We start from the raw sequence: 12,937 nt of genomic DNA on the forward strand, positions 1-12,937 counted from the left end.
CACTCTTGTGTGCTGCAAATCGGTCCTGTATCATCCGATAGTGTCACGCTTGCAAAAGCGAATTAAAAACATGCGTTGAGGTATAAGCGGAGCCTAGCTTTCGGTCACCGCTTTCTCTTTTTCTTTACGTCTGTTTATCCTGAAACGGATAGTCTTTTCTATGGTCACGATGAGGAGCAGGATAACGCCAGCCCCAAGAATGCGCAGTACCTGCATGATGTCCAGCGGAGCCGAGCTGAAAAGGGTGTTCATAAGGGGGAGGTAGATGAAGAGTGCCTGGCAGAAGAACATGGCCGCTATCCCATAATATACCCATTTGTTGGTGAAGAATCCGATTTCCCGCATAGGGCGCACCAGGGAGCGGCAACTGATCAGGTAAAAAGACTCCAGCACCACAAACACCGTAGTGGCTACCGTGCGGGCCTCTGCTATATTGGTGCCCAGGATGCGCCGCTCGTACAGGTATAGGCTAAAGCAGGCTATGAGCAAAAGGGTGCCTACCAGCAAGGTGCGCATGATCAGGTCCCGCGTCATGATGGGCTCATGAGGCGGGCGGGGCGGTCGGTCCATGATGCCCGGTTCCTTGGGCTCGAAGGCCAACGTAAGACCCAGCAACACGGCAGTCGTCATGTTGATCCAGAGCAGTTGCACGGGTTGCACAGGCAGCTGCGTGCCCAGTACGACGGCGGCCAGAATAACCAAACCTTCGCCCAGGTTGGTGGGCAGTGTCCAGACAATGAATTTGGTGAGGTTGTCGAACACGCTGCGGCCTTCTTCCACGGCTCCTTCTATGGAAGAGAAGTTGTCGTCGGTGAGCACCATGTCGGAGGCGTCTTTGGCCACATCCGTACCGGTTATACCCATCGCAATACCGATGTTGGCCTGTTTCAGAGCCGGGCCGTCGTTCACGCCATCGCCGGTCATGGCCACCACATGACCCCGCGCCTGCAGTGCTTTGACGAGGCGCAGCTTTTGGTCAGGCGATACACGGGCGAACACAGAAATATGCGCTGCTACATCTTCCAGGTCCTTGTCTTCGATCTGCTGCAACTCCTTGCCGGTGATCGCGACCAGTTTCCCGTTTCGTGTCTCACCCCGCAGTCCGATCTTGCTGGCGATGGCGGAGGCGGTCAGGGCATGGTCGCCTGTGATCATCTTCACCTCTATACCTGCCAACTGGCACAGCCGCACAGCTTCCACGGCTTCCTGGCGCGGCGGGTCTATCATACCTTGCAAACCCAGAAACAAAAGTCCGGAGCGGGTATCTTCGTGGCTTATACCTGACAGGCCGTCCGGGGCTTCTGCCATTGCAAAAGCCAGCACGCGCAACCCCTCGCTGGCCATTTCCTCCACCTGTTTGTTGATGGCGTCCGTATCCAAGGGCCCCTCCTGGCCATTTGCCAGCAACATGCCCCGGCAGCGGTCCAGCACGGCCTCTACAGCGCCTTTCAGGTAAATGACATGGCGTGCCCCATCGTGCAGGGTAGCCATATACTGTTGCTCCGATTCAAATGGGATCGCATCTTTGCGTGGACATTCCTGCTCTAGTTTTTTCCGTTCAAAGCCAGCCTTCTGTGCGGCCACTACTAAAGCTCCCTCTGTCGGGTCTCCCTCTATGGTCCATTTGTCGGCTTCCTCCTTTACCGCACTGTCGTTGCAAAGCAGGCCGGCAATCAGCAGCTGTTCCAGGGCTTTGTTGGTGCTTAAGTCTGCTTTCTGATCCTGCTCCAGGATGTGGCCTTCCGGTCGATAACCGAGTCCATGGACGGCGTATACCTTGCCTGCCGCCACGATCTGCTGCACGGTCATTTGGTTTTCGGTGAGCGTGCCCGTCTTGTCTGAGCAGATGACATCGGTGCTGCCCAGCGTCTCTACCGCCACCAGTTTGCGGATGATGGCGCGACGTTTGGCCATTTTGGAAACACCCAGCGCCAGCATAATGGTAACAGCCACCGGCAAACCCTCCGGTATGGCACCTACGGCCAGGGCTACGGCCACCATAAACGTATCAGCCCAATCTGCGCCGCGGCTGATTTCGACGGCAAATACTGCCGCCGCCAGGCCCAAAATTACCCAGAGCAGGAGTTGACTGAATTCCTTTATCTTCTTGGTGAGGGGAGTCTCCAGGTCCTGGGCTCCGGAAATAGCCTTTTGGATTTTGCCAACCTCAGTATGGTCGCCGGTACCCACGACCAGGCCCCTGGCTTGTCCGTAGGTTACGACCGTAGAGGCAAATCCCATCGAAAAACGATCGCCCAGCACATCGTCCTTGGCTACAGGCTGTGTCTTCTTTTCCACTGCCACCGACTCGCCTGTAAGCGCCGACTCATCCACTTTGAGGTCGCGTACTTGTAGCAGGCGCACATCTGCCGGGAACTTGTCGCCGGACTGCACCAGCACGATGTCGCCGGGCACAAGCTCCTGCGCCTTTATATTTTGTCTGTTGCCATTTCGAATTACCTGAGCTTTGGCCGTCATGCTGCGGGCCAGGGCGTCAATAGCTGCCAGGGCCTTGGTCTCCTGCACATAGCCGATGATGGCGTTTATGAAAACGACTGCGAAAATTACGGCCGAATCAATGTATTCCTCCAAGGTAAACGTGACAACAGTTGCGGCCAGCAGAATATAGATAAGGGGCTGGTGGAATTGCAGCAGGAACCTGACGAATGCGCTCTGTTGCTTTTTGGGCGTCATCACATTGAGGCCATAGCGCTGTTGTCGCTGCTGTGCTTCCTCCTCCGTCAGGCCTTCTTGGGCCGAGACATCCAGCAGTTCAAGCGCCTCCTCAGCGGCTATGCTGTGCCAGCTGTGGTGCCTGTCCTGTGAAATGGGTTCTTTGATCTGTTGTTTTTCCTTTGTCACATGCATGGTAAGGTGGCGCTACTTGTTGGTGTTCTTTACTTATCTTACGGACAGGTAGTTAAGCTAGCCAACTTACCATCAGGTGGTTGCTTTTCTGTTCATTTATAATCAAGTAAGTACCCGGATGGAAAAGAAACAGGTTGCGCGGCATGTTCCGCAGGTATGCTGCTGTGGCAGGCAGATGCCAGGCAGGGCACATCCGGTGAACAGTCTGGCAGAATCTTTAGCCTTGAGTTGGAATCTGTTGGCGTTTTAAGGGTATACCAAGTATATCAAACCAATCACTAATACAAAGCGGTTTAAATAGTTGGTGCTGTCTACGAGCGATTGTAGATGTACTTTCGTTATATTAGCATACCGTGCATCAGCAAACAACGCTCCGGCAGCGTTGCATCAGGAGCAGCATAGGTAAAGGGCGATGTTGCCCAAAGGCACGGTTCAGCATAAAACAACCTCGTATATGTCGTCAACTAAATGGATACCCTGCATAAACCTGAAGCTATACCTGCTACTTTGGGGTGTGGTGGGTTATCTCACTTCGTGCTCAGGCAAACAGGAGACCACTCAGCCCACCGTGGAGGATATTTCAGAATCCGTGTATGCCTCTGGCGTGGTGAAAAGCCGCAATCAGTACCAGGTATTTCCGGTGGTGAGTGGCATCATTCAGCAAATACTGGTGACGGAGGGCGATACCGTGAAAAAAGGCGATGTGCTGGTGAAGATCGATAACGAAGCGGCACGCCTGAATACCGAGAACGCCCGATTAGCCGCTGACTACGCCCGTGTGAGCGCCAACACTGAGAAACTGACCGAACTGCAGGAAGCCATCGACTTGGCCCGCAGCAGAATGCGCAACGACTCGCTGCTACTGGTACGGCAGCGCAACCTGTGGGCCAACCAAATTGGTACCCGCGTGGAACTGGAGCAGCGCGAACTCGCCTACAAAAACGCTGTTACAGCTTTTCGCTCAGCCCGTTTGCGTTACAATGACCTCAAAAAACAACTGGATTTTGCCGCACGCCAGTCGCAGAAGAATCTGCAGATTAGCCAGACGATGAGCAACGACTATACCGTGAAAAGCGAGACAAACGGCAAGGTATACAGCATGCTGCGGGAGAAGGGCGAACTGGTGAGTCCGCAAATACCGGTGGCCGTGATCGGCGACGCCCATGAGTTTATACTGGAACTGCAGGTGGACGAATACGACATAGCCCGTGTGAAGCCAGGCCAGCAGGTGCTGCTCAACCTCGACAGTTACCAAGGGCAGGTGTTTGAAGCCAAAGTCACCAAGATCAACCCGGCCATGAACGAGCGCACCCGCTCCTTTACCGTGGAAGCCGAATTTGTGACACAGCCCGAGGCCTTGTACCCTAATCTCACCATAGAGGCCAACATCGTCATCCAGGCCAAAAAGAATGCCCTGACCATTCCCCGGGAGTACCTGGTGGACGGAGGCTTTGTGCTAAAGGAAAAGGAGGAACGGGTACCGGTGAAGACCGGCCTCAAGGACTATCAGAAAGTGGAGATACTGGAGGGGTTGACGAAAGAGGACGAAATTGTGAAACCAGGCTCATGAACCGCAGACTGATACTAGGTATAGCAAAATCCATGTTGCTGGCCCGCTGGCGGCAGACACTGGTGGCGGCCGTGGGCGTGACTTTCAGCATTGCCATGTTCATCACGCTGCTCAGTTTTATGAACGGACTCAACGACATGCTCGACAGCCTGATCCTGAACCGTACCCCGCATGTGCGGCTCTACAACCAGGTAAAGCCCAGCGAGAACCAGCCCGTGAACATGGCGACCGAGTACCAGGACTCCTACAATTTCATCAGCTCGGTGAAGGCAGGTATAACCCGTCAGGAGATTTACAACAGCGGCCCCATTATGCAGGCCGTGAAAGCAGATGATCGGGTGTTGGGCGCTGCCCCCAAACTCACGGCACAAGTCTTCTTTAACGAGGGCACCATCGACATTACCGGCGTGATCAATGGCGTGGATGTGGAGGAGGAGAGTCGCCTGTTCAATTTTCAGGATTACGTGACGTCCGGCAACGCTATCGACGCCAGGAACGTGGCCAACAGCATCATTTTGGGCAAAGGGCTGGCCGATATTCTCGTGGCGGATTTAGGCGATGTGGTGCAGGTAACCACAGCGCAGGGCGAGCGCTTCCCGCTCAAGGTGGTGGGCTACTTTCAGTCAGGTATACAGGAGTATGATAAGGTACAGTGCTATGCCTCTATTGCCACTACCCAGAAACTGCTTGGCAAGCCAGCCAATTACATGACCGATATACAGGTGAAACTGCACGACCTGAACCAGGCTCCTGCGGTGGCAAGGGAATACGCGCAATTATTCGGGATAGATGCAGAAGATATCCAGACAGCCAATGCCCAGTTTGAGACAGGCAGCAATATAAGGTCGCTCATCTCCTACGCCGTGGGTGTGACATTGCTCGTGGTGGCGGGTTTTGGTATTTTCAATATCCTCAACATGATGATCTACGAAAAGATGGACTCGATCGCCATTCTGAAGGCCACTGGTTTCTCAGGTCGCGACGTAAACCGGATCTTTCTGTTGATTGCCATGAGCATTGGTTTTTTTGGGGGAATGGTGGGCCTTGTTTTCGGATTCATTTTTTCCGTCATCATCGATAACATCCCTTTCAACACGGCGGCACTGCCTACGATCGAGACATACCCGATCAACTACAGTCCGGTGTTTTACCTCATAGGCGGCTCTTTTTCCCTGATTACGACCTACCTGGCCGGTTTCTTTCCGGCCCGCAAGGCCAGCAAGGTAGATCCCGTTGAAATCATCAGGGGCAAATAGGTATAGCCGCCCAACCGAACCAAAGCAGAAATCTCATGCAGGAAGTCATACTCGAAGCGCGGAACATCAACAAGGAGTTTCATGACCCGGTAACGGTGCAGGTGCTCCGCGACATCACCTTTACGGTGAACAAAGGTGAGTTTGTGTCCGTCATGGGCAAATCGGGCTGCGGCAAGTCCACGTTGCTATATATCCTGTCCACCATGGACACAGACTATTCTGGCGAATTGCACATCGACAAGGAACTGATGACAGGACGGCCTGACGCAGAGCTGGCCCGTATCCGCAACGAGAAGATCGGCTTTGTGTTCCAGTTCCATTATCTGCTCAACGAGTTTACGGTGCTGCGAAACGTGATGCTGCCTGGCATGAAACTAGGCAGGTATAGCGAACAGGAAGTGGAGCACCGCGCCCTGGAGCGCCTCAAAATGCTGGGCATAGAACAGCTGGCAAGCCAATCGGCCTACCGTATATCTGGTGGGGAGAAGCAACGGGTGGCCATTGCCCGTGCCCTGATCAACGACCCGCACATCATCATGGGCGACGAGCCCACCGGCAACCTCGACAAGCGCAACAGCGATATCGTCTTCGATATTTTTAAGGAGCTGACCGAGGTGCACAACCAAACCCTGCTCATTGTGACGCACGACCCGGAGTTTGCAGAAAACAGCAACCGCATCATCGAAATGGAAGATGGGCGCATCATCCGGCACTGATTATGTGACTGTGAAAACCTCAAGAAGTACAGGTTAGTTTAAAATCGTTTATGGGTGTGAGTCCTGTAAATAAGAACCTGCCTCATGTTTTCAAGCAAAAAAAGCTTTCCGAATCACAGCCTGATTTAGCTGGGGAACGTTAAGCTTTATATTGTTTAGAAGTTATATTGCGATAGTTTTATACCTTTCGGGCAAGGTATAAACCATTTCTGATCCGTTTAAAATTCCACTCTTAACTTATGAACAAAGGTCTACAGCAACTTTTTGAGATAGCCAACAAAGAGAAAAGGACCATCATCGGTCTGATGTCGGGTACGTCGCTGGATGGGCTGGATATTGCGCTCTGTGATTTTACGGGACACGGCACCCAAACCCGCATGAACCTGCGTGAATTCACGACCATGTCTTACGACTCAACCTTTAAGCAGGAGGTGAAAGCCATCTTCTCAAAGCGCCAGGTAGACCTCGAAAAGGTATGCGTCATGAACGCCTACATCGGCCGCTTTCATGCCGACCTCATCAACCAATGCCTGAAGAACTGGGGTATAGCACAAAGTGAAGTAGATATTATTGCCAGTCATGGTCAGACCATTTACCATGCGCCGGCCTCGCTGCATGGTATAGCCAGCATGCCGGACGCTACCCTGCAAATAGGGGACGGCGACCACATTGCTGTGAAAACGGGCATCATCACCTTAAGCGATTTCAGGCAGAAGCACATTGCCGCAGGCGGCGAGGGCGCTCCGCTGGCGGTGTATGGGGATTATTTGCTGTTTTCAGAAGAAGGTCAGAACCGCATCATGCTCAATATCGGTGGCATCGCCAACTTCACGTTCCTGCCCGGCGACCTGGACACCACCCGTATTTTCTCGACCGACGTAGGCCCCGGCAACACGCTTATGGATGCCTATGTGCAGCAGCAGTTCCCCGGCACTTATTACGACGCTGACTCCGCCATCGCCCTGAAGGGAAGGTATAGCCCGGCTCTGGTAGCAGCTTTGCTATACCATCCGTTCTTCGAGCAGGGCTTCCCGAAAACCACCGGACCTGAGTTGTTTAACCTCGCCTACCTGGAGGAAGCCCAGCGCAAGTCAGATACCCAGCATCTCTCGGCGGAAGACGTGATGGCCAGCCTTAACCGCTTCTCGGCCAGCGGCATTTGCGAGGCGCTAAGCAGAACGTTGCAAGGAGAAAAATTTGAGATCTTTCTGAGTGGCGGCGGCATGCACAACCCGCTCCTGATCCAGAACATACAGGAAATGCTGCCCGGCGTGACTGTCCGGAACACCGAAGAACTGGGCGTTTCGCCCGACGCGAAGGAGGCTGTGCTGTTTGCCACGCTGGCCAATGAGTGCCTGGTGGGCGAGCCCATCGATTTTGGGCCGGGCCAGACCCGCGTGCCCTCCGTGCTCATGGGAAAGATCAGTCTGCCGGAATGAAATTGAAAACCTAGATCACCTATTATGTACAGTACAAAACAATTAGCACTATGAGAAAAATCTACTTAGAAAGGGGAGTCGCCGTGAAGGGCGTCCTCTTGTGTATGCTCCTGCTGACCATGGTAAGCCAGATTGCATGGGCACAGGTCACACGCTACACCGTAACGGGAACTGTAACAGACGCCCGCACCAAATCCCCGTTGCCGGGTGTTGTGGTTAAGTTTCAGAACCAAAACATCGCCACGGCCACCGATGGCGCCGGGCAGTATACCTTGTCGGCTAACCTGCCGGCCGGTACATACCAGCTCAACTTTTCCTTCATCGGATTCAAGCCGGAATCCAGATCATTGGTGCTAGGCAGCCAGAACGACGTAACGGTGGATGCCCAGATCAGCGAAGACATCGTGGGATTGGAGGAAGTGGTGGTAACCGGTACCTCGGTGGCAACGAGTAAAAAGCAACTTGGCAATGCCATCTCCACGGTTTCTGCGGCTTCCCTCGAAAACAGTGTGGCCACTTCTGTCGACCAAGCATTGGCGGGTAAAGTGGCAGGTGCACAGATCTCACAAAACTCCGGTAACCCTGCTGGCGGTATCAGCGTGCGTCTGCGCGGTACCAGCACGGTGGTAGGTTCCGGTGACCCGCTTTACATCGTGGATGGTGTGATCATCAACAATGGCTCCCCGGAGCTGATTGACCTGGGTGGCTATGCCCAGAACCGCCTTGTCGATATCAACCCGAACGACATCGACCGCATTGAGATCATCAAAGGCGCTGCGGCGGCGGCCATCTACGGCTCACGGGCCAGCAACGGGGTAGTGCAGATCTTTACCAAACGCGGTAAGGAAGGAAAACCGAAAATAGACTTTTCGACCCAGTTCAGAGTGAGCGAGGTGCGCAAGACACTGGACTATAACCAATACCCGTTCCGCTTCGTGAACACACTGCCTGGTGACCTCACACAGGAGCCCGTGCAGCGCTACGACTACCAGGACAAGATTTTCCGGACAGGATTTGGCACCGAAAACAACGTGTCTGTTTCGGGTGGTAGCGCCAACACGCAGTATTACATGAGCGGCAACTTCCTGAGAAACCAGGGTATTGTCGATAACACCAATTTCACAAGGGGAGGAGCCCGCCTGCGGGTTGACCAGACGATTAAGGATTGGCTATCTGTTTCGATGGGCGCCAACTACGTGCTGAGCACGAGTGAGGAGATTCCGAACGGTGGACTGAGCGAGGCCTACGGGGCCCTGACAGGCTTTATCTTCAGTAACAACTTCATCAACCCTGAGCCGGTGGACGGGGTCTACCCATCTACCGCACCGACCGCCATCCTAAGAAGAACGAATCCGTTGGAAGCGATCGACCGGTTTGAGTTTGAGCAGCGCACCAACCGTTTCATCGGCGACTTTCAGGCAAACATGACACCTATCAATGGCTTGAATATCAACTATGTGCTCGGTTACGATAATTCCACTCAGATCGGTACAGGCTTCATACCGGTAGGGAACACTACGCCATCTTACAACGCTGGTTACTCACGCCGCGCCGACCGTACCGCCTATCTGCTTAACAATGACCTGAATGCATCGTACCGCACCTTCCTGGCCGACTGGCTGGAATCCACGACAGGTATAGGGGGCACGGTGCAGACCGAAAAATATTATACCACAGGCATAACAGGTACGCAGCTTGGCCCGATTGCCCAAACCAGTACCAGCGGCGCGACCGTTGTCTCAAATGATAGCCGCATAGACCTCAATATCATGGGTTTCTTTGCGCAGCAGACTTTTGGCATTGGTGACCGACTATTCCTGACAGGAGCCGGGCGCTACGACGTGTCTTCGGTTTTTGGCGTGGACAACAGGTGGCAGTTCTATCCGAAAGTGAGTGGTAGCTACCTGGTCTCCAACGAAAAATTCTGGCAGGGCTTAAGCAGCATTGTTCCTATTTTCAAGCTGCGGGCATCGTATGGACAAGCCGGTAACCTGACGGCCATTGGTGCTTATGAGCGCTATACCAATTATAACCCTGTTTCATTACCTGGTCAGCCTGGCGTAATACCGTCCACTCTGTTGGGTAATGCATCCATTAAACCGGAGCGGCAGGTAGAAACCGAGGTTGGAGCTGACATGAGCCTCCTGAACGGTAGACTGGGACTGGAATTCTCGGTATACAAGAAAGATGTGAAGGATCTGTTGCTGTTCGTTGGCTTGACGCCTTCTACCGGGTATCTGAATCAATTTGCGAACATCGGTACCATGACCAACAAAGGATTCGAACTGATGCTGACCGGTGCACCGGTGCAAACAGAGAGAATCCGCTGGACTTCCACCTTGATCTATTCCCGAAACAAGAATGAGGTGAATGACATACCGGGCGGCGTATTGACGTTCCCGGGTGGATTTGGTCAGGTAGCAGCCGTGAACGGTTTTCCGTTGGGCTCCTTCTACAGCACGTACTTTGCCCGCAACGCTGATGGGTCTCTGCTCCTTAATCCAGCCGGCCTGCCGCAAGCCGACCGTGTAGGCCGCAACCCCGAAACCGGTCAGCCTACCGGAGCCACCAAACCGAAAGTGATCGGTGACCCGAACCCGGACTGGACAGGATCGTGGGTGAACGAACTGATGGTTGGCAATAGCCTGTCGTTCCGTACCCAGTTTGACGCAGCCTATGGCTTTGACGTGTTCAACTTCACGCGCCGCGTGGGAGAGCGCGACCTTTACGGTGGCCTGGCCGGTTATGAGCCGGAACTGAGAGGTGAGGTGCCAAAAGGTACGTCGGCCGCTTTGTTCGGTATTTTCGAGAATTTCATAGAAGACGGTTCTTACATTAAGCTAAGAGAGGTTTCGGTGGCCTATGACTTCAAACCCGCTTTTCTGGGTGGCAATAACGTACGCCTCAGCCTGGCAGGCCGCAATCTGTTCTCGATTGACGATTACAGTGGCTATGATCCGGAAGTGAATGCCGCCGGCCAGAGCAACGCGGTAAGAGGCTTCGACTTTGTGGAGGTGCCGATACCAAGAACCTACGCACTGGGCCTTAACCTCACGTTCTAATCTTCTACCATCAAAAGGAATCATAACATGAAAAATATAGCTTCTTATTTAAAAATAGGTCTGTTATCCGGCGCTTTGCTGCTAACGAGCGGCTGCGAACTGGACATACCGAACCCCAATGCGGCCAGCGACATCGAAGTACTCAATTCACGCGAAGGTATAATTGCCCTGAGTGTGGGCATGCGACAGTTTTACTCCACTTCCGGGTTAGAGGCGGCCTTGCTATACCCTGGTGTGACAGGTCGAGAGATGAAAGGCGTGGCGACCTTTACCAATGTGCTGGAACTGGAAGCGGGCGGTACTTCATTGCCTACCTTCAACGGCAACATCCTGGGGCTCTGGGCGCGAATGCAGCGCACCATGCTCATGAGTGAGCAGACTCTGGAGAATGCCCCGAAGATCCAAACGCTGACGGGCGGTACCCTAAGCGGGGTGATGGCGCATGCACACCTGTTCAATGCGATCGCGCTGGCGAACCTGGCCAATGCATTCGAGCAGGCCAATGTTGAAACCAGCCGAACCGATAAGGTGACGTTCAGGCCAAGAGCCGAGGTACTGGCAGAGGCCATTTTCCATCTGAACCAAGGTATAGCGTTGATCGAGGCCACCCCTATCTCGCAGGAGTTTGTGACACAGGTGACCGGTACTGCCTTCGACCTACGCAATACGCTGTATGCCTACAACGCCAGGTATAACCTGTATGCCGGTAACTACGAGGCGGCTATTGCCAATGCCAATAAGGTGGACCTGAGCAAAAAATCAGAATTTGTGTACAGCACGCTGAGCCCCAACCCGATCTACAATACCATTTTCATACTGGCCTACTTCAGACCGCGCGATAAATTCGGTCTTCCGGATGCTCTGTTTGAGGCAGCAGATATGCGTTATCCTTTTTACATGACCGATCCGAGTGCCGATGTGGCGGGCGACCTTGTGAAAACACTGGCTGGTTTCTTCAACACACAAACGGCCAGCATACCGGTATACCTGCCCGACGAGATGAAACTCATAAAAGCAGAGGCAATACTGCGTTCGAACGGTTCGCTGGACGAGGCGCTGGCATTGATCAACCAGGTGCGGACACAGACAGCTGGCGATCCCTTTGGGGTGCATGCCGGGCTTCCGGCTTACACAGGTCCGGTTACAAGAGAGGCGCTTTTGCTGGAGGTATACAAGCAACGCTCCGCCGAAATGTATTTGAGCGGTCAGAAGTGGGAGGATAGCCGTCGTTTCGGTCGCCCTGGCCCGCCGAGCAACACCACTGAGCGTAACCGCAACTTTTACCCATACCCGGACCAGGAGCGCCGTAACAACCCGAACACGCCAAACGATCCGGCTATTTAAATTTAGGCACTATACCTGAAAGGGTAGCCACCAAATAAATCACCTCCTATACCTGGCTGTCAGTTTAGCCAGATATGGGAGGTGGTTTTGTAATGGGCAGGTATAAAAGCCCTAAATATTACTTTTGAGTTTGTTCAGTTCTTCTTCTATGGCCGGACTCAGCACCAGGATGAGGTGCTCGGAGAAAGCGGGGTTTTCAAGCGGTTTTGCGTCCATCAGCGCGATAAGGCCAATCGGCTCGCTTTCTTCACTTAAAAAAATACTGCCCAGGTAGCTTTCGATATTTAACTCCTGCAGTTCGGCATCTTCCGGAAAATTCTTGGAAACATTGAAAGGGTAATAGCAGAACTTTTGGGTGAGCACTGAGTCACAGGGCGTATGCTGAAGCGGGTAGGTGAAGTTATCGACCACTTTTTTGTTTTTCAGGAAAATGCAGGTCGTGATGTGCTGGTTGTCGTCAGACAGCAGACCGATCAGAACGTACAGGGCTCCGGTGTGCTCTGCAATAAAAACCCCTACCTCGTGCAAGAAGTTATCGTGCCTGGCTTTGGACGTGAGCGAAATCGCCGCTTCCAGTGTGGCATGCTCCTGCTCGCCCAGTTCATAATTCCAGTGATGAACAAATCTGTATTCCATTGATTTCTCCCTACAGCTTTTCCCTACTTACAAAACTAAGGAAATA

Annotated in this window: 8 protein-coding genes; 6 read left to right on the forward strand and 2 right to left on the reverse strand. The window is 53.4% G+C overall.

Going from position 1 to position 12,937, the window contains the following annotated elements; translation table 11 throughout:
• Window positions 1–93 precede the first annotated feature (93 nt).
• The gene (locus tag H9Q13_RS01030; RefSeq protein ID WP_394367968.1) at window positions 94–2,862 is read right to left on the reverse strand and encodes a cation-transporting P-type ATPase; all 2,769 of its coding nucleotides are present in this window, start codon (window positions 2,860–2,862) and stop codon (window positions 94–96) included.
• A 460-nt stretch (window positions 2,863–3,322) separates the two neighbouring features.
• Between H9Q13_RS01030 and H9Q13_RS01035 the strand changes: the two genes are divergently transcribed.
• The 6 genes from H9Q13_RS01035 (at window position 3,323) to H9Q13_RS01060 (ending at window position 12,255) form a co-directional block, all read left to right on the forward strand.
• Window positions 3,323–4,438, forward strand: coding sequence for an efflux RND transporter periplasmic adaptor subunit (locus H9Q13_RS01035; protein WP_191181902.1), 1,116 nt, complete (start codon window positions 3,323–3,325; stop codon window positions 4,436–4,438).
• A complete protein-coding gene (locus H9Q13_RS01040) occupies window positions 4,435–5,694 on the forward strand; it encodes an ABC transporter permease (protein ID WP_191181903.1) in 1,260 nt (419 codons plus the stop codon). The genes H9Q13_RS01035 and H9Q13_RS01040 overlap by 4 nt, the downstream gene beginning before the upstream one ends.
• Before the next feature lie 35 nt (window positions 5,695–5,729).
• Window positions 5,730–6,410: an ABC transporter ATP-binding protein gene (locus tag H9Q13_RS01045; protein WP_191181904.1), complete on the forward strand. Its 681-nt coding sequence runs from the start codon at window positions 5,730–5,732 to the stop codon at window positions 6,408–6,410.
• Window positions 6,411–6,649: 239 nt separating this feature from the next.
• A complete protein-coding gene (locus H9Q13_RS01050) occupies window positions 6,650–7,849 on the forward strand; it encodes an anhydro-N-acetylmuramic acid kinase (RefSeq protein ID WP_191181905.1) in 1,200 nt (399 codons plus the stop codon).
• Window positions 7,850–7,899: 50 nt separating this feature from the next.
• Window positions 7,900–10,911 carry a SusC/RagA family TonB-linked outer membrane protein gene (locus H9Q13_RS01055; protein WP_191181906.1) on the forward strand — a complete coding sequence of 1,004 codons (3,012 nt, stop codon included), beginning with the start codon at window positions 7,900–7,902 and terminating at the stop codon, window positions 10,909–10,911.
• Between the two features lie 27 nt (window positions 10,912–10,938).
• On the forward strand, window positions 10,939–12,255 hold the full coding sequence (locus H9Q13_RS01060; RefSeq protein ID WP_191181907.1) for a RagB/SusD family nutrient uptake outer membrane protein: 1,317 nt from the start codon (window positions 10,939–10,941) through the stop codon (window positions 12,253–12,255).
• A 111-nt stretch (window positions 12,256–12,366) separates the two neighbouring features.
• On the opposite strand, the gene H9Q13_RS01065 is transcribed toward H9Q13_RS01060, so the two are convergent.
• Entirely contained in the window at window positions 12,367–12,891 is a 525-nt protein-coding gene (locus H9Q13_RS01065; RefSeq protein WP_191181908.1) for a hypothetical protein, read from the reverse strand.
• Window positions 12,892–12,937: the final 46 nt, after the last annotated feature.

The organism is Pontibacter aquaedesilientis (assembly GCF_014773225.1).
Classification (GTDB): domain Bacteria; phylum Bacteroidota; class Bacteroidia; order Cytophagales; family Hymenobacteraceae; genus Pontibacter; species Pontibacter aquaedesilientis.